The organism is Shewanella cyperi, assembly GCF_017354985.1.
Lineage (GTDB): Bacteria > Pseudomonadota > Gammaproteobacteria > Enterobacterales > Shewanellaceae > Shewanella > Shewanella cyperi.
Genome location: NZ_CP071501.1, coordinates 2,204,320 through 2,222,596 on the forward strand (window position 1 = coordinate 2,204,320; position 18,277 = coordinate 2,222,596).

16 protein-coding genes are annotated in these 18,277 nt (G+C 55.3%); 7 read left to right on the forward strand and 9 right to left on the reverse strand.

Annotated elements, in window-relative coordinates; genetic code table 11:
* Positions 1-34: 34 nt before the first annotated feature.
* The 4 genes from astA (at position 35) to JYB84_RS09560 (ending at position 4,953) form a co-directional block, all read left to right on the forward strand.
* Positions 35-1,081 carry an arginine N-succinyltransferase gene (gene astA / locus JYB84_RS09545; RefSeq protein ID WP_207319880.1) on the forward strand — a complete coding sequence of 349 codons (1,047 nt, stop codon included), beginning with the start codon at positions 35-37 and terminating at the stop codon, positions 1,079-1,081.
* Complete coding sequence (gene astD / locus JYB84_RS09550; RefSeq protein WP_207319881.1) at positions 1,078-2,565, forward strand: succinylglutamate-semialdehyde dehydrogenase; 1,488 nt, start codon at positions 1,078-1,080, stop codon at positions 2,563-2,565. The genes astA and astD overlap by 4 nt, the downstream gene beginning before the upstream one ends.
* A gap of 64 nt (positions 2,566-2,629) precedes the next feature.
* A complete protein-coding gene (locus JYB84_RS09555; protein ID WP_207319882.1) occupies positions 2,630-3,433 on the forward strand; it encodes a DUF1338 domain-containing protein in 804 nt (267 codons plus the stop codon).
* Positions 3,434-4,374: 941 nt separating this feature from the next.
* Positions 4,375-4,953 carry a hypothetical protein gene (locus tag JYB84_RS09560; protein ID WP_207319883.1) on the forward strand — a complete coding sequence of 193 codons (579 nt, stop codon included), beginning with the start codon at positions 4,375-4,377 and terminating at the stop codon, positions 4,951-4,953.
* Positions 4,954-5,304: 351 nt separating this feature from the next.
* On the opposite strand, the gene JYB84_RS09565 is transcribed toward JYB84_RS09560, so the two are convergent.
* Positions 5,305-6,432 carry an IS110 family RNA-guided transposase gene (locus JYB84_RS09565; RefSeq protein ID WP_207319884.1) on the reverse strand — a complete coding sequence of 376 codons (1,128 nt, stop codon included), beginning with the start codon at positions 6,430-6,432 and terminating at the stop codon, positions 5,305-5,307.
* A gap of 144 nt (positions 6,433-6,576) precedes the next feature.
* Here JYB84_RS09565 and JYB84_RS09570 point away from each other — a divergent pair, with 144 nt between their 5' ends.
* The 3 genes from JYB84_RS09570 to JYB84_RS09580 all read left to right on the forward strand — a co-directional run bounded on the left by JYB84_RS09570 (position 6,577) and on the right by JYB84_RS09580 (position 8,006).
* Positions 6,577-6,921: a hypothetical protein gene (locus JYB84_RS09570; RefSeq protein WP_207319885.1), complete on the forward strand. Its 345-nt coding sequence runs from the start codon at positions 6,577-6,579 to the stop codon at positions 6,919-6,921.
* Positions 6,912-7,358 carry a DUF2750 domain-containing protein gene (locus tag JYB84_RS09575; protein ID WP_207319886.1) on the forward strand — a complete coding sequence of 149 codons (447 nt, stop codon included), beginning with the start codon at positions 6,912-6,914 and terminating at the stop codon, positions 7,356-7,358. Before JYB84_RS09570 ends, JYB84_RS09575 begins: the two co-directional genes overlap by 10 nt.
* 279 nt (positions 7,359-7,637) lie before the next feature.
* Positions 7,638-8,006 (forward strand): hypothetical protein, encoded by a 369-nt coding sequence (locus JYB84_RS09580; RefSeq protein WP_207319887.1) that lies wholly within the window; start codon positions 7,638-7,640, stop codon positions 8,004-8,006.
* Between the two features lie 316 nt (positions 8,007-8,322).
* Here JYB84_RS09580 and JYB84_RS09585 read toward each other — a convergent pair whose 3' ends face one another.
* The 8 genes from JYB84_RS09585 to JYB84_RS09620 all read right to left on the reverse strand — a co-directional run bounded on the left by JYB84_RS09585 (position 8,323) and on the right by JYB84_RS09620 (position 18,211).
* Positions 8,323-8,910, reverse strand: a complete 588-nt coding sequence (locus JYB84_RS09585) for a cytochrome c3 family protein (protein ID WP_207319888.1) — start codon at positions 8,908-8,910, stop codon at positions 8,323-8,325.
* Positions 8,911-8,919: 9 nt separating this feature from the next.
* The gene (locus tag JYB84_RS09590; RefSeq protein WP_207319889.1) at positions 8,920-9,399 is read right to left on the reverse strand and encodes a nitrate reductase cytochrome c-type subunit; all 480 of its coding nucleotides are present in this window, start codon (positions 9,397-9,399) and stop codon (positions 8,920-8,922) included.
* An 11-nt stretch (positions 9,400-9,410) separates the two neighbouring features.
* Positions 9,411-11,900, reverse strand: a complete 2,490-nt coding sequence (gene napA / locus JYB84_RS09595) for a nitrate reductase catalytic subunit NapA (protein ID WP_207323172.1) — start codon at positions 11,898-11,900, stop codon at positions 9,411-9,413.
* Between the two features lie 5 nt (positions 11,901-11,905).
* Positions 11,906-12,160 (reverse strand): chaperone NapD, encoded by a 255-nt coding sequence (locus JYB84_RS09600; protein ID WP_207319890.1) that lies wholly within the window; start codon positions 12,158-12,160, stop codon positions 11,906-11,908.
* A 36-nt stretch (positions 12,161-12,196) separates the two neighbouring features.
* Positions 12,197-12,355, reverse strand: coding sequence for a periplasmic nitrate reductase, NapE protein (locus JYB84_RS09605; RefSeq protein ID WP_207319891.1), 159 nt, complete (start codon positions 12,353-12,355; stop codon positions 12,197-12,199).
* Positions 12,356-12,710: 355 nt separating this feature from the next.
* The gene (gene hrpA / locus JYB84_RS09610; protein ID WP_207319892.1) at positions 12,711-16,583 is read right to left on the reverse strand and encodes an ATP-dependent RNA helicase HrpA; all 3,873 of its coding nucleotides are present in this window, start codon (positions 16,581-16,583) and stop codon (positions 12,711-12,713) included.
* Between the two features lie 126 nt (positions 16,584-16,709).
* The gene (locus tag JYB84_RS09615) at positions 16,710-17,126 is read right to left on the reverse strand and encodes a CBS domain-containing protein (RefSeq protein ID WP_207319893.1); all 417 of its coding nucleotides are present in this window, start codon (positions 17,124-17,126) and stop codon (positions 16,710-16,712) included.
* A gap of 89 nt (positions 17,127-17,215) precedes the next feature.
* The gene (locus tag JYB84_RS09620; protein ID WP_407695995.1) at positions 17,216-18,211 is read right to left on the reverse strand and encodes an isoaspartyl peptidase/L-asparaginase family protein; all 996 of its coding nucleotides are present in this window, start codon (positions 18,209-18,211) and stop codon (positions 17,216-17,218) included.
* Between the last annotated feature and the right edge of the window lie 66 nt (positions 18,212-18,277).

Below are 18,277 nucleotides of genomic sequence, written 5' to 3' on the forward strand. Positions count from 1 at the left end.
GTTCTGGCCGCTCTCAAGCTCAGAGAACACCATTATGTTATTGATCCGTCCAATTTCGGGCACGGACTTTCCTGCGCTGATGACTATGGCACGGGAATCCGGTGCTGGCTTTACCTCTCTGCCACTTGATGAGCAGAAGTTGGCCCACAAGATTGTGCATTCGGAGCAAAGCTTCGCCGCCGACATTCAAAAGCCGGGCAATCAGGGTTACCTGTTTGTACTGGAAGACACGGACACGGGCGAAATCCTCGGTGCCTCAGGCATCGAAGCCGCCGTGGGTCTGTCCAATCCCCTGTATCATTTCCACAAGAGCACGGTCGTGCATCAGTGCAAGGAACTGGATATCTTCAATCCTGTGGAAGTACTGACAGTCGGTAACGACTACACAGGCGCCACCGAGATCTGCACCCTGTTCCTGCGGGAACCCTTCCGGGTCGGCCTCAATGGCCGCTTCCTGTCCAAGGTGCGTTTCATGTTCATGGCCGAGCAGCCACAACGCTTCTCCAAGCTGGTGATCGCCGAGATGCGCGGTGCCGCCGATGAGCAGGGTCAGCCACCCTTCTGGAACTGGCTGCGTAACAGCTTCTTCAACATGGAATTTTCCAAGGCTGACTATCTGATAGGTGTCGGTAACAAGGGCTTTATCGCCGACTTGATGCCGCGTTACCCCATCTATGTGGATCTGTTGCCGGAAGCCGCCCGCAAGGTCATAGGTCAGGTCCATGAAAACACGGTTCCTGCACTCAAGCTTTTGGAGAACGAAGGCTTTATGCACCGCGGCTATGTGGACTTGTTCGATGCCGGTCCGACGGTGGAAGCCCAGCTCAAGCAGATTAAATCCGTGCGCCAGAGCCACAGGGCCAAGGTGGTCATCACCAGCGATGAAGCGCTGCGTAAAGGTCAGTTCCAACTGGCAGTGTGTAACAGTGAGAGCCGCGAATTCCGTGCCACGGTCACAGACGATTGCCGCTTCGACCCCGACACCCACAGCCTGTACATGAGCCCGGCCATGGCCGATCTGCTCAAGGTTAACGAGGACGAGCTGGTCCGTTACTTAAATCTCGACAAGGGGGCCAAATGAGCTCAGTGATTGACAATACCCATGCCTGCCAGTTTATCCAGGGCGAGTGGCAGGCCGGCAAGGGCACCGCCTTTGAATCCGTTAACCCCGCCAATGGCGAGGTCATCTGGCGCGGCCAGGGCGCCGACGCCGCCCAGGTGGACGGCGCAGTCAAAGCCGCGAGAATCGCCTTTTATCTCTGGTCGGCCAAGCCCCTTGAAGAACGTCTGCAGGTGGTGGAGGCCTTTGCCGCCCAGTTGACTGCCAACAGCGAGACCATGGCGCGCCTGATTGCCGAGGAAACCGGCAAGGCCCTGTGGGAGAGCCGAACCGAAGTGGCTGCCATGACAGGCAAGATTGCCATTTCCATCCGCGCCCACAATGAGCGTACCGGCACTGTGGAAAACCCCATGCCGGGCGCCCGGGCCTTTATCCGTCACAAGCCACACGGCGTGGTGGCGGTATTCGGTCCCTATAACTTCCCCGGCCACCTGCCCAACGGTCACATAGTGCCGGCGCTGATCGCCGGTAACGTGGTGCTGTTCAAGCCATCTGAGCTGACCCCCAAGGTCGCCGAATACACGGTGCAGCTGTGGCAACAGGCGGGCCTGCCCGCTGGCGTTATCAGTCTGCTGCAGGGCGAAATCGCCACCGGCAAGGCATTGGCGGGCCACCCCGGCATCGACGGTCTGTTCTTTACCGGCAGCTCCAACACGGGCCATCTGCTGCACCAGCAGTATGCCGGTCAACCGGGCAAGATCCTGGCGCTGGAAATGGGCGGCAACAACCCCCTGCTGGTTAAGGATGTGGAAAACATCGACGCCGCCGTGCACGACATCATTCAGTCGGCCTTTATCAGCAGCGGTCAACGTTGTACCTGCGCCCGTCGCCTGTTCCTGCAACAGGGCGCCAAGGGTGATGCCATCCTGGCCAAACTTGTCGAAGCGACGAGCAAGATCAAGGTGGGTCAACCCTTTGCCGAAGAGCAACCCTTTTACGGCGCCATGATAAGCGCCAAGGCCGCCGCGGCCATGGTCAAGGCCCAGGCCGACATACAGGCCGCCGGTGGCGTGTCCCTGCTGGAACTGACCCAGGTGGATCCTGCCTTGGGCTTTGTCACCCCCGGGATCATCGATGTCACCAATGCCGCGCCTTTGGCGGACGAGGAACACTTCGGCCCGCTGCTGAAGGTCTATCGCTATGAAGACTTCGATGCCGCCATCGACGAAGCCAACAACACAGCCTTTGGTCTGTCTGCGGGTCTGCTCGGTGATAACGAAGCGGATTACCAGCACTTCTTCGGCCGGATCCGCGCCGGGATAGTCAACTGGAACAAGCCCATCACGGGTGCTTCCAGTGCCGCCCCCTTCGGTGGCATTGGCGCCAGCGGTAACCACAGGGCCAGCGCCTACTATGCGGCGGATTACTGTGCTTACCCGGTATCCTCGGTGGAAGCCAGCAGCGTCAGCCTGCCGGCGACCCTGAGCCCAGGCCTGAGCATCTGATTGAATTTGATTGATTTTATTAACATTTACACATTAATAATTTGATATTTGTAGGATAAGTAGTATGCACACCCAGATTAACGAACTCTTCTCAAAACTTTGGCAAGACTATGTGGCGGTAACGCCCTCGGCCCAGAAAATCCACGCCCTGCTGGGTTCTTCCCAGCAGGACGACGTGCAAAACGATCACATTGCACTGCGTACCTTCAACATAGAGAAGATTAACCTGGAAAAACTGGCCGCCCACTTCCTGGCCCTGGGTTATGTGGAGTGTGGCGAGTACCACTTCGAAGCCAAGAAACTCTATGCCAAGCATTTCGAGCATCCGGATGCCACCCAGCCCAAGGTGTTCATCTCCGAGCTGCTGCTGGAAAAATGCTCCCCCGAGCTGCAGGCCATAGTGCACAAGCTGGTAGACCAGGTAGAAGAGTCCGCCGTGACCGCGGATAACTTCCTCTACTCCGGCCGTCACTGGGCTATCGATCAAGCCACCTACGAAGCCCTGTTGGTGGAAAGCGAATACGCCGCCTGGGTATCTGTCTGGGGTTTCCGCGCCAACCACTTCACAGTGTCTGTCAACGCCCTGAAAAACTTCGATACCCTGGCTTCGGTTAACGATGCCCTCAAGGCTGCGGGCTTCGTGCTCAACACCTCGGGCGGCGAAATCAAGGGCAGCGAAGAGGTTAAGCTGAAGCAGTCCTCAACCCTCGCCGACGAAGCCATGGTGGAATTCACCGACGGCAGCAAGATGATCCCCAGCTGCTTCTACGAATTCGCCCGCCGCTTCCCGCTGGAAGACGGCAAGCTCTACCCGGGATTCGTGGCGGCCTCGGCCGACAAGATTTTCGAGAGCACCAACGCCAGGTAACCCCTTCGCAGGGCCTGCGGCCCTGCTCTACCTGCCCGTTAAAAATAAAACCCGCTTAAAGCGGGTTTTATTTTTTGTGGCCGATGGCCACGGTTTTTGCATATGCCCCCGCAGTTAAGACTGAGCGTCGATGGTAGTGCTCGAAAGACTCTTTGCTGTTGGCACATAGGTTATGAATTGCTCTCAAAACAACTTCCGACATCAGGTGTAATTAATCACCTGCGGTGAGCCTTCGCACTGCCACACCCGTGACACGGCGTACTCTCGGCTTATAATCGGTCCCTATAGCCTCCCCTCGCCATCGATGGCTCGGACGGTCACTGGTGCGGCAGTGCTAATTCTGGGTGTTCCCCTTTGGCAATTGCGTGATCTTATCCATAAAGGCCTAACGCACGTCGTTATACCACTTGCCTAAGCGAGTCATTCTCTGCCAAGATGCTGATTCAAGGAGATAAAACAAGGTTCAGGGATGAAGAAAATCACTTCAGCCCGTGCGGTAGCCATGCCGCTTTCCGACTCCTTTGATGTCTGAATGCCAACCGGTTTTCCACTGTTCAGGAAAGATTCACAGTATTATTGCCAATGGTAAAAGCGCAAGCACGGTTTTCTGCATTTCATGGCACGGTTTCATAAAGTTAACACGGCTATTATTGAAATAAATCAACGATTTCAGTGAAAACCAAATTCAGATAACAGGCCGTTAAAAAGTGCAAAGCGTGCCGGCACGCTTTGCTTGTAAATTGATGTGGACAAAATCCACGAACCAGATGAATAATCGGTGAATCATCCGGCACGCTTTTCACTGGTCTGAGGGCGAAAACGTACCTGTAAGGTAACGGAATGAACGGCTTCATTCCGTTAGTTGAAGCCGAAAGGCCTCCGGCCTGCCACGCGGAGATAAATGAGCCGGCACACTATACAAATGTTAGGCATCAAAACCAATGAGCATCAGATTTCAACTTCTACTTCTCGGCAGCATATTATTGCAAGCGTGTTCATCTATTCCTTTGGCCGAGAAACTTAGTGTTGAAGAGCAGAATAGTATAAATGTACACGCAAACGTCAACGCTGCGTTGGTATGCAATCAGCCGGCGGATTATCCTAAGGAAGCTTGCGACTATGCCACAAAGGAGATGGAAGAACTACTTGGTAAAACGGGCTGGATTTCGAATTTTGAGGCCTCGCCTGAAAACGCTGATCTGGTAATTACCTTTGGCCTTCCAAATCGGCGTCCATACTATACTACTCCAGCTCACAATCCAGCATTTGCTTTGCTTGCGTTTGCAATACCATTTTGGTGGTCCGATAACTTTGGTTATAGGTTCGAGGCAACTTGTACGCGGTGCTCTCTGAACACTACGATTGATACTGAAAGAGAAGGCACTATTGTATGGTGGGGGTTTTCATCCTTAATTAATATTAGCCCTAATCGGGCTTTACAAAATGATCATGAACGGGAGCTAGAGCATATAAAATTACAATTGCTTCCCTTAATTCAGGCCATAAACAAAAATGCCTAACAAACACATCAAAAATCGCTCCACTACGTTCCGCTGGACCTCCTTACGCTGCGCTCCAGTCGGCCATTTATGTGGGCGTTGATATGATTTCCTTTGTCAAATAGATAATAGTGTCCTTACCGGAGGGCCAAAAACGCTCCGGTAAGGACACTCTGGCAGACGGGCTTGGGCGAGTAAGTGTCGGCGGTTGACCTTGCTGATATCCGCGAGTTTGGTTATTCGCATTACTTGTGTTCGCCGTTGGAGCCTTGCCTCAGTCTAGGAGCGCGGATGTGACCGCTTAACGCCCTCGAGGGTTGCTCGCACCGCTGCCGCAGCCCGGTACTGCCAGAGTGATTGCTTAAATCAGCTTCAGAACGCTTGTATTGGTTTCTCGGCGTCAAAGCCCTGCGCCAGGTCCCAGATGTAACCGGTCAGCTCCCGTGCCACCGCAGTGACCACCTTGTTGTACTCTTTGCCCCGCGCCTTCAGGGCATGGAACCGTCGGCACAGGCGTTGCTGCACTTCCCAGGAGCGGGTTTGCAACTTGATGGAATGCGCCTGCTGACGACTTTCCAGCTCCCGCGAGACCCGGGCTGGAAATCGATAGGCCCACGCCGATTCGATTAAGATGCGCCTGGCATGACCATTGCCACATTTGGTGATACCACCCCTTCGTTCCCGCTGGCCACTGGAGCGTTCACTGGGTGTCAGGCCGACAAAGTTCATTAAGGAACGCGGCGAGGCAAAGCGCCGCAGGTCACCCAGCTCGGCCAACAAGGTCATGGCGGACAGAAAACGCACGCCCCGCAGCACCGTCAGGCGCTGCACCAGCGGATACCAGCGCCAGCTTTCAGCCAGGCTTTGCAGTTCTAACTCCAGCCGCTGCAAGCGCTCATAGCGCTCGGTCACGGTGTGGATGTAATGCTGGAAGGTAATTTTGCTGGCACTTTCCGGGAAGCTGATATCCGCCAGATGACGCCGATAGGCTTCGGTCCAGTGTTGGCGACCGCTGCAGGGGTGGCCATGACGCAGCAGGAAGGATTTCAGCCGTTGCCGCGCCTGACGCAAGTCGAGCATGGCATCCTCCCGGCAGCGGATAAGGTCGCGGATGGCCTCGTCCCGTTCGTCCGGAACATAGATAGACTTCAAGTCACCACTGCGGGCCAGTCTGGCCAAGGTCATGGCATCGCGTTTATCGGTTTTGACCCGGTCTCCCGGGGCCTTGGGGATGAGCGCCGGCGCTACCACCCAGCATTCAATGCCACGGCGCAACAGATGACGATAGAGCCAGAAACCGCAGGGACCGGCTTCATAAATGACGCACAGCTTGCTGGCTTTGGCTGTTTGGTTTTTAAAGAGTTTATCAAGTGAACGCAGGTTGGTTGGAACAGTGCCATGGTAGTGCACTGTGTCAGCCGGCTTATCAGAAACCCAGGCCACGTCAGTGGTCTCCTTGTGCACGTCCAAACCGATAAAAAGTGTGTTAGCTTTAGACATGTCGGCCTCCTGTGATTGTTTGCCTATTGGATCAACAAACAGTGTGGCTCTGGTTTAACTAACCCACGAGAAAACACGGAGGCCGACACCTGCACAGGGAATCATTATGTCTAAGTACACATAGGATGCAAACAGGGCGGCTGAATGGTTGAGGCAAACTATAGGATAACGGCAGTCTTTGTCTTGTTTACTGCGGTTGTAAGCTTGCTGGTCGTAATCTCCAGCCAGTTTATGGCATCAACACCTGTTTCAGTCCGCAAACATTTTATTGCCTCAGTTGAGAGGTCTGTTTATATCCCGGAAGCAAACAAAAGAATCGCTCCCTTCTACTCTCATGCGATTCATTTCAGCGGACCAGAAAACAGGCTTAGAGGTGTAGCCGGGAGTAATTCTCCCTTTGATGTAGATGACAAGATCTGTATCGCTGAGCTTGTTAATGACAATCAAATAGTTAACTATCAAGTTGTGGCTTATGACAAATGTATCTGACCAAGCCAGCCAGCGCCGTTCCCTTTGGTCACTGGACCTCGTTTCACTCAGCTGCTGCTGGCGGCGTTAGGAGACTCAAAGTGTCATCTGGAGTACCGCAAGCAAACATGTTTTATGAAGAAGTTGCCGAAACCAAGGTAGTTTGGTTTGGGGTATTGCCCGGTGAAATCTTACTAGAGTTTGATTTGAAGGATAAAAAGGTATCTTTTCCTATGTGGTCTTCTAAAACTCGAATAGAGCGCCTCAAGAAAATCAATCCAGAACTGCTCGGTGACGTTGAGCCTAGAAGTGTGAACTGGCAACAATTCAAGGAACTCTTTTTACCTATCCTTACGTCTGAACAAAAAGTCGTCGGCGTCAATCTCAGTGGAAAAAACCTTACGGGCATTGATATGCCCGCATCACTACTGGTAAAGCAAGTTGAAGCATTTTGGTAATGCCTCCTAACAAGTTGCTCAAATTACTTCGCCAACTGACCTTTCCCAGGGAACTTTGCCCGAGCTCAGTACCAATCCCTTAATGAGATTTTCCAGCTTATGCTGCCTGCTTGGCTGACTTAACAGGCGGCATTAACGTCCTGTGTGGTGTGTGGGGAAATCATTTGAATAGGCTATCCAGCAATGTTAATGGTTCATAGGGGCCTGAACTGGCAAACCTGCCACTTCAGACTTATCTTTGATCAGGTTTATTAGAAGTCGATAAAATGGAGGTCAAAGATGAAACAGGCAAAAATGATTGGCTTGTCGATGGCGTTTATATCGGGACTGCTAGCCACAAGCGTGCAAGCAGATGTTGATACCGAGGAGTTTCCCTTGGTTTTTCTAGAGATAAACACCAGCAGTGCAGATACCTACTTGCAGTATCATGGTAAAGCCCTCACAAAGATTTCTTCGGGTGTTTATGAGGAATACCGCTGGGGAGGAGCCTCTTGCGGAAGCCGGGTATTAAACGATCAGCAACTTGCTGCGTTGCAGGGAGCACTGGATAACCCGAATGTAAAGGTGGCATTCAGGTATCAAGACGGTCAGGGGATATCAAAGTGTGTTGTTGGTTTCTCCCTGGTTAGAAAAGGCTACAGCGAGTAAAACCAATCAATTGAGCCCCGCAGTATGGGGCCGCACTGCCAACGACACAGCGGGTTTACTCTGGGATGGCAACTCTGAATTAGACAGTCATGTTATCAAACCTTGATGGCCCCAATCTTCACCTAAGCAACAGAACTCAAGGGCTCGTCGATTGATTCACCATGTTGTATTTGTTCAGTTTTTTGGTGGAAATTAACCATCTCCCCCCTCACCTACCTCTATTGCGGGTCGCGACTCTCCCCTTTCCGCGACATCAAACCCGGGGAAAAAGAAAAACCGTGGCAAGCCACGGTTTTTTATGCTTAACAAGCGGTTGTTACCAACCTGGTACCCCTTCCATATCTGGCAGGTGGTGCGCTATGCCCTTGTGGCAGTCGATACAGGTCTTTTCACCGCTGGCCAGCGAAGTGGAGTGCTGCTTGGCGGCACGCTCTGACTGACGGGTAAAGTCCATGTAATCGAAGTTATGGCAGTTACGGCATTCCAGTGAGTCGTTGGCCTTGAGACGTTTCCACTCATGCTCCGCCAGTTCCCGGCGCTTGGCCTCGAACTTCTCACGGGTGTTGATGGTGCCGAAGATCTTGCCCCACACTTCCTTCGATGCCTGCATCTTGCGGGCAATCTTATCGGTCCAGTTGTGCGGCACGTGGCAGTCAGGACAGGTCGCCCTCACACCCGAGCGGTTGGTGAAGTGGATAGTGGTCTTCAGTTCCTGGTACACGTTGTTCTGCATCTCGTGACAACCGATACAGAAGGCTTCGCGGTTGGTGGCTTCCAGGGCGGTGTTGAAGCCCCCCCAGAAGATGATCCCGGCCACAAAGCCCCCCAGGGTCAGGAACCCCAGACTGAAGTGCACGCTGGGCTTATTGAGCACCCGCCAGATTTTTTTCAGCTTATCCAACATAGCGGACTCCTAGTGCTTGCCTTCGGTGTTGGCATTGGCCTTGAGCAGGTGCTCAAGGTCAACGAAGTCGTTTTCCACCAAAGGTTTGGCATCCAGTTGCGGCACGTGGCACTGCAAGCAGAAATAACGTCTGGGTGACAGTTCTGCCAGGAAGTTGTTATCCCGGTCCATAAAGTGAGTCACGCTCACCATGGGCGCCTGGGAATCCCCTATCCGACCACGGGCATGGCAGGACATGCACTTGTTTACCTTGAGATCCAGCTGGTAACCGTCAACCTTGTGGGGAATGACGGGCGGCTGCATCGGGTAGTTACGCACCTGGCGCACATCCGAGTTGACCACCTTTTGCATTACCGGCGGCTTGGGCTCCACATTCAGTGGCGCCTGACGCAGTGTTGCCAACTTTTCATCCTGCACAGGTTCGGCTGCAACCGACACAAATGACATGCCAAGCAAGGCCAGCGCAGAGATTGTCATTATTGTTTTCATGCTGTTACTCCTTAGGCCTTGACCACTTTAACGGCGCACTTCTTGAAGTCTGTCTGTTTGGACAGAGGATCCGTGGCATCCAGGGTCACCTTGTTGATCAACTGGCTGGCATCAAACCAAGGTACGAACACCAGGCCCACCGGCGGCTTGTTGCGGCCTCGGGTTTCTACCCGGGTGCGGATCTCACCGCGGCGGGATATCACCTTGACCTCGTCACCGCGGCGCAGACCGCGCTTGTTGGCATCTTCAGGGTGCATAAAGCAGACGGCATCCGGGAAGGCGCGGTACAGCTCGGGCACCCTTTGAGTCATGGAACCTGAGTGCCAGTGTTCCAGTACCCGGCCGGTGGACAGCCACATGTCGTATTCAGCATCGGGTGACTCTGCTGGCGGCTCGTAGGGCAGCGCGAAAATCACCGCTTTGCCGTCGGGCTTACCGTAGAACTCGAAGCCCTTGCCGGGTTTGACATAGGGATCGGTGCCTTCGCGGTAACGCCACAGGGTTTCCTTACCGTTGACCACGGGCCAGCGCAGGCCGTGGGCTTCGTGGTACATGTCGAAGGGTGCCAAATCGTGACCATGGCCGCGACCGAACTCGGCGTATTCTTCAAACAGGCCCTTCTGCACGTAGAAACCGAAGTGCTGGGACTCGTCGTTCAGATACTTGCTGTCGTGATCGCTCAGCGGGAACTTGTCGACGCTGCCGTTTTGGAACAGCACCTGGAACAGGGTCTTGCCCTTGTAGGACGGATTGGCGTCGAGGATTTCTTTGGTCCACACCTCATCTGTGGTGAAACGCTTGGAGAATTCCATCAGCTGCCACAAATCGGAGCGGGATTCACCCGGTGCCTTTACCAACTGGTGCCAGAACTGGGTACGACGCTCGGCGTTACCGTAGGCGCCCTCTTTCTCAACCCACATGGCGGCGGGCAGCACCAGATCGGCGGCCTGGGTGGTAACCGTCGGATAGGCATCGGACACCACGATAAAGTTATCGGGATTGCGATAACCGGGCAGACCTTCCTCGTTCAGGTTGGGGCCGGCCTGGATGTTGTTGTTCACCTGCACCCAGTAGACGTTCATATCGCCGTCCTTCAGGCGACGGTTCTGCTCAACCGCGTGGTAGCCTGGCTTGGCGGGGATGATACCGGCAGGGATCTTCCAGATATGCTCGGCCTTGGCGCGGTGCTCAGGGTTCTTCACCACCATGTCTGCGGGCAGACGGTGGGCGAAGGTACCCACTTCACGGGCGGTACCACAGGCTGAGGGTTGGCCGGTGAGCGAGAATGGGCTGTTACCCGGAGTGGCAATCTTACCGGTCAACAAATGGATGTTATACAGCAGGTTGTTACACCAAACACCGCGGGTATGCTGGTTGACCCCCATGGTCCAGAAAGAAGTCACCTTGGTGTCAGGGTCGGCATACAGCTTGGCCAGGGCAATCAGCTTGTCTTCCGGTACGCCGGACATCTTGCTGACCTTGTCGACAGTGTATTCAGATACAAACTTGGCAAAGGTGTCGAAATCAATCGGAGTTGAGTCACCGGCGGTGGCCACGTTCTTGGCCTTCTGCTCCAGCGGATGGGTTGGACGCAGGCCATAGCCTATGTCTGTGGTGCCCTGACGGAAGTTAACGTGCTTGCTGATGAAGTCCTTGTTTACTGCACCGTTTTCAATGATGTAGTGAGCGATGAAGTTGAGGATCGCCAGATCTGTCTGGGGCGTGAACACCATGGGCAGGTCTGCCAGCTCAAAGGATCTGTGTTCAAAGGTCGACAGCACGGCTACCTTGACGTGGGGCGCACTCAGACGACGATCGGTTACCCGGGTCCAGAGAATGGGGTGCATCTCGGCCATGTTGGAGCCCCAGAGTACGAAGGCATCGGCCGCTTCCATGTCGTTGTAGCAGCCCATGGGCTCGTCCATACCGAAGGTACGCATAAAGCCACCCACGGCGGAAGCCATACAGTGACGGGCGTTGGGGTCGATGTTGTTGGAACCGAAACCGGCCTTCATCAGCTTAACCGCGGCATAACCTTCCCACACGGTCCACTGGCCTGAACCGAACATGCCAATGGCGGTTGGGCCCTTGGCCTTGAGGGTAGCTTTCCACTTTTCGGCCATGATGTCGAAGGCCTGATCCCAGCTGATGGGGGTGAAGTCACCGTGCTTGTCGTACTTGCCGTTGGTCATGCGCAGCATGGGGGTTTGTATACGGTCGCGGCCGTACATGATCTTGGACAGGAAGTAACCCTTGATACAGTTGAGACCACGGTTGACCTCGCTGTTGGCGTCACCATGGGTTGCCACCACTTTGCCATCGCGGGTCGCCACAATCACAGAGCAGCCGGTACCACAAAAACGGCAAGGCGCCTTGTTCCATTCCAGCTTGGTTTGCTCAGAGCTGGTGATCAGGTTGCTGGCACCGGCCGGCAAGGCCAGGCCTGCGACACTTGCCGCAGCCATGGCGGCATTGGCCTTCATAAATTCACGTCTGTTCATTTTCATTACTCACCTTCCTCCAGCACTTCGCTTTGGTGATAAACCATGGTGGCCGTCAGCACGCCCGGCAAGGCATTGATGGCGTCAATGGTTTGCAATAACACCTTCTGATGGGGCCCTTCCACTACCACCACCAGCTTGGCCTCGTTGTTTACCGACAACTCGGCATTGTCCATCGCCATGATCTGACTGCGTACTGCAGCCATTTCACCTGGCTTTACCTGGACTATCAGGCTGGTTACATGAAGTTCATTGCTCATTGATTATTATCCGTTGTTACGTTGTTCTTTCGACTGTCAACCTGCTCCCGGTGGCCCGGTAAAAATCTGGCCGATCCAGATGCTGAAGCCCAGACTGGCGACCAGCGCGACCGCCAGTACAGGGGCGAGGAACACGGTGAGAAAGATGAAGATCTTCAATTCCAGGCTTTTTTCGGTATTGGGTGTGGCACTCATGGCTCCTCCGTTTGGCAATTCCCGCGTGGTTTTGCCTTTTAACCGCGTCCCGCCCGTGGGCAATACACGGTAATTTTATACGGGTTTAATAATAATCCTTGCCCGTTAACAACTTGTATACCTCTAAATCGGTAAAAGGAGCGACCTTTGATCCAGATCATCAAATTTTTCCTGATGTTAAGCGGATCACGTAACGGGCATAGCGACGAACGCATTTTTCAACAATTTAACGAGATGACAACAGAGTATGGTGGATAAGCGGCGCAAAAGCCGTCAGAAATGAATTGGACAGGGATAGGCGTCATCCCTTAAGAGGTAGTACCCCGGGCGATAGATACTTCGCCCGGGGTGAAGATCAGGCCTGACTGATGTGGGCCAGTACCCGTTTTTCTGAAATGGGACAGCTGGTACCGAGCACCTGGGCAAACAGCGACACCCTCAGCTCCTCAATCAGCCAGCGGGCCTCCAGCAGCTGGGCGGGTTCGGGTTGGCTTTTCGGCACCTTGGCCCTTTGGGCCGCCAACGCCTCCTGCACCCTGTGGATGGTGAGCAATTGCAGCTTGTCGCGCACAGGATCCACCGGCAGTTTTTCCAGCCGGTATTCTATGGCCTTGAGGTAGCGGATAATGTCCGAAAGTCGGCCATAACCACAATCGGCCACAAAGCCGCGGTACACCAGGTTGTCCAGTTGCTGCTGGATATCGCTCATGGCAAAGGCTATCTCGAGGCTGATCTTGCCCTTGAGCCGTTTGCGGATGGCATTGTGCAGGGTCAAAATCTGCTCCACCTTGAGGGCAATGGCCTCGGCGGTCTCGTTGAGATCCATGCGCACCGCATCCCGGGCCGCATCAAACTCTTCGGCGCTCCTGATACGCAGATTTTTCGTTGCAATAATTTGCTCGACCGCTGCAAAAATAATGTCATCAATCAGCAACTGCACCTGACCAAAGGGGTTGAAGTACATGGCCAACTTGGCCTTATTGGGCAAGGCCTGCTGCAAGTGTTTGACTGGCGATGGAATATTGATAAGCAGCAAACGCCGGACACCAGCCGCGTGGGCCTTTTGCGCCTGATGCTCATCATCAAATAATTTCACCGCAACGCTGTCTTTTTCATCCACCAGCGCCGGGAATGCCTTGACCTCGTAGTTACCCTTGCGGCGCTGGAATTGCTCCGGCAGCGCCTCGATACTCCACTCGGTCAGCCCGCTCTGCTCTATGCCGCTCTTGGCCACCTGGCGAATGGCCTTGGCCACTACGCCCTGCAATCCGGCCTTGAGGCTGTCGAGATCCCGGCTTTGCCCCACCAACTTGCCCTTGTCGTCTTCAATCTTGAAGTGCATCAACAGATGCGCTGGCAACTCGGCAACCACGAAGTCCTCGGGAGAGACCCGCACACCGCTCATGCGCAGCAGCTGCTTGCACAGGGCATCGAGCAGCGGCGCATCCTGCTGCAGGGAAGCCACCGCGGCGCGGGCATAATCCGGTGCCGGCACAAAGTTGCGTCTGAGCTGCTTGGGCAGGCTCTTGATAAGGGCGGTGCATTTCTCTTCGAGCAGGCCTGGCACCAGGTAATCGAAGCCCACGTCCTCTACCTGGTTCAGCAGCGCCACCGGAATGTGGACGCTGACGCCGTCATCCTCGCTGCCGGGTTCAAAATGATAGCTCAGGGCAAAGCTTAAATTGCCCTGATGCCACTTGTCAGGGAAGTCCAGCGCCGACACGTGACCGGCACTGCGGGCCAGCAGCATTTCCTCGTTGAAATCGAGTAAATTCGGGGTCTTTTTGCGAGCCTCCTTCCACCAGCTCATCAATCTGGGGGCGTTGTAAATGCCCTCCGGCAGACGGGCGTCATAAAAGTCGAACAGCACTTGCTCGTCCACCAGAATGTCTCGGCGGCGGGACTTGTGCTCCAGGGCTTCGACTTCTTCCAACAACTTCTGGTTGTTGACGAAAAAGGCCTCGCGGCTCTTGAGCTGCCCTTCGGCCAGGGCACTGCGAATAAAAATCTCCCGCGCTTCCACCGGGTTGATGCCGCCGTATTGCACCTTGCGGCGGTTAACCACGGTCAGGCCGTACAACACCTGGTTTTCAAAGGCGATAACCGCGCCCTGATTGGCCTCGAAATGAGGCTCATTGTGCTGCTTCTTGATAAGGTGCGCCGCCAGCTCCTCCAGCCACTCGGGCTCGATTTTGGCGCAGCCCCTTGCAAACAAGCGGCTGGTTTCGGTCAGCTCGGCAGCCACTATCCACTTGGGGCCCTTTTTGGCCAAGGGCGAGCCGGGAAATACGAAGAAGCGGCGGTTGCGGGCCCCCAGGTATTCGTTGTTGTTGTCTTTAAAACCTATGTGACTCAGCAGGCCGGACAGCAGGGAGCGGTGCAGCGAGTCATAGTCCGCCGTAGTGCTGTTCAGTCGCCATTTGAGTTCGTGCACGCTTTGGCGCAGCTGGGCATAGAGATCCTGCCACTCGCGCACCCGCAGGTAAGCCAGGTATTCGCTCTTGCACTGCTTGCGGAACTGGCTGGCGGACAGGGCTTTTTGCTGCTCCTTGAGGTAGTTCCACAGGTTCAGCAGGGCAACAAAGTCCGAATCCTTGTCGGCAAAGCGCTTGTGGGCCTCGTCGGCAGCCTGCTTTTTCTCCAGCGGCCGCTCGCGGGGGTCCTGAATTGACAGTGCCGAGGTGATCACCATGGCTTCATGCAGGGCGCCACGGCCATTGGCCTCGATCACCATGCGGGCCAAACGGGGGTCCAGCGGTATGTGCGCCAGTTGCTTTCCAAGGGGCGTCAGCCCCAGCTCGCCGTTACGGGACTTGACCGCCTGCAACTCTTCCAGCAGCAGGAAGCCGTCCTTGATATGGCGCTCATCGGGGGGCTGGATAAAGGGAAAACCCTGAATATCACCAAGGCCGATGGCCAGCATCTGCAATATGACCGACGCCAGGTTGGTACGCAGAATTTCGGGATCGGTAAACTCGGGCCGCGACAGGAAATCGCTTTCCTCGTACAGGCGGATACAGATCCCCGGCCCTACCCGGCCGCAACGGCCCTGGCGCTGGTTGGCGCTGGCCTGGGAAATCGGCTCTATGGGCAGGCGCTGCACCTTGGTGCGGTAACTGTAGCGACTGATGCGGGCGGTACCGGGATCGATCACATAACGGATACCCGGCACTGTCAGTGAGGTTTCCGCCACGTTGGTGGCCAGCACAATACGGCGGCCGGTGTGGGACTTGAACACCTTGGATTGCTCGCCATAGGACAGGCGGGCGTACAGGGGCAAGACCTCGGTATCGCGATAGTTGCGGCGATTGAGCTGCTCGGCGGTATCGCGAATTTCGCGCTCGCCGTTCATAAAGATCAGTATGTCGCCGGGGCCTTCGGTTATCAGCTCATCGACGGCGGCAAAAATGCCGTCCATCAGGTCCAGATCCGGCTCGTCATCCTTCACCAGCGGCCGGTAGCGGGTTTCCACCGGGAAGGTGCGACCCGACACCTCAATTACCGGCGCATTGTTGAAATGCTTGGAGAATCTGGCCACGTCTATGGTGGCCGAGGTGATGATAAGCTTGAGATCCGGCCGCTTCGGCAGCAGCTGCTTCAGGTAGCCGAGAATAAAGTCGATGTTGAGGCTGCGCTCGTGGGCCTCGTCGATGATCAGGGTGTCGTACTGATTGAGAAAACGATCCGAGGTCAGCTCCGCCAGCAAGATACCGTCTGTCATCAGCTTGATATAGCTGTTGTCATTGATGGCATCGGCAAAGCGCACCTTGAAGCCGACGGCCTCACCCAGCGGCGATTGCAGCTCTTCCGCCACCCTGGTCGCCACGCTTCGGGCCGCAAGACGTCTGGGCTGAGTGTGGCCTATCAGGCCGCGACTGCCACGCCCCAGCTCCAGACAGATCTTGGGTAACTGGGTGGTTTTGCCCGAACCGGTTTCACCGGCCACTATCACCACCTGATTGGCGGCGATGGCACTGGCTATCTCATCGCGTTTTTGCGATACCGGCAGTGCCTCTGGGAACTGACACTTTGGCCTGCTGTCCAGCCGTTGTTTGACCTTGGCAAAGGCGGCCTCGGCGGCCTGCACCAACTCGGCCTCGGCTGCCGCGCGGGCCTCGGGCGCTTTAATGGCGCTCAGTTGTTTGAGTCCACGCCTGATCCTGACGGCATCTTTTTGAAAACATTGATTGAGAAAGGCCTGAGACAGAGGATGTTGCTGCGTTGCCAAAACCGGAACCCACTCGCTTGAAAAAAAGCGATCCTAGCAAGTCGGCGCCCTTTTGGGTATGCCTAAATTGGCAAAAGCCCCGCAAGATGCGGGGCTTGGCTTTCTTATCTTATTACAATTACTACTTCAGGCCTGTTTCAGATAACACTGCTGCATGTAGGTATTCATGGCGTTGAGCACAGCGGTACGGTTGATTGTGCCTATGACCTTACCCTCCTCCACCACGGGATAGATCTTGGGTTTGGGTCCCAGCATCTGCTCCGCCAGTTTCAGCATGCTGTCATCGGGGCCAACAGACAACACCTCTGTGTGCATGCAGTCGGCTACAGTGGCCGTCATATCGCAGTGGTAACTGCTTTTAAGCATCACCGACATGCAATCCTGCTGTGACAAAAAACCCACCAGATGGCCTTCATCATCCACTACAGGAGCGCCATTTTTTTTGTTTTCCAGCAACTTGTCCACAGCGGCGGCCAGTGACATCTCTGCGTGCAGCAACACGGCATGCCTGTCCATGTAGTCCCTGATTTTAATCGAGTCCATAGCATTCCCCAGTTGGTTGTTCCTTTAACAAGTGTAGGAAAAAACACGGTTCTTCGCCTGCCTGTGAAATCGATTGTGTCAATCTGGCTTTACTTGTCGCGCCAGATCATCACCAGGGGCTCGTCATCATTGGCACGGCTGGCGCGGTACATACCCTCGGTATTGAACGGCGTGGCGATATTGCCGCGCTGATCTATGGCTATCACCCCGCCCGTGCCGCCGGCCTCGACCAGGCGCTGGTTTATCACCTCATCGGCCGCCTGCAACACGGATTTATTCTGATACTTCACCCGGGCACAAATATCGCCTGCCACCTGATAGCGGATGAAATACTCACCGTGCCCAGTGGCGGACACGGCGCAAGCGCCGTTTTCGGCATAGGTACCGGCGCCTATCACAGGGGAATCACCGACACGGCCAAAGCGTTTGGCGGTCATGCCGCCGGTGGAGGTGCCGGCCGCCAGATTGCCTTTCTTGTCGAGCGCCACGGCGCCCACAGTGCCGAATTTATAATCCAGATCCAGCTGCTCGTTTGATGCCTGGTAATCCTTGGCTTCGGCCTCGGCTTTTTTGATCTTGTCCTTGGCATCGAGCAACTGCTGGTAGCGACCCTCGGTATCGAAATAGTCAGCAGGAACCAGGCTGAAACCCTGGGTCAGGGCAAATTCTTCCGCCCCCTGGCCCGAGAGCATCACATGGGGAGACTTTTGCATCACCGCCAGCGCCAGATCTATTGGGTTCTTGATGTGCCTGACCCCGGCCACGGCGCCGGCATTGAGGCTGGCGCCGTCCATAATGGCGGCGTCCAGTTCGTGGGTGCCGTCGAAGGTGTAGACAGCGCCCTTGCCTGCATTGAACAGCGGACTGTCTTCCAGCACCTTGATGGCCGCCTGCACCGCACTCAGGCTGTCACCGCCCTTGGCGAGGATCTTATGGCCGGCATTGACCGCCTCCTCCAGTTTGTCGCGATAGGCCTGCTCCTGCTCCGGTGTCAGTTTGGCCTTGGAAATGGTGCCGGCGCCGCCGTGGATGGCGATGCCGAAGGGTGGATTGTCGGCCCCCTGGGCCAGGGCTGCGAATGTCATCGAAAGTACCAACAGTGCTGAGTTTATTTTCATTATTGTATCTCCGGTAAACGGACATTTGTTGTA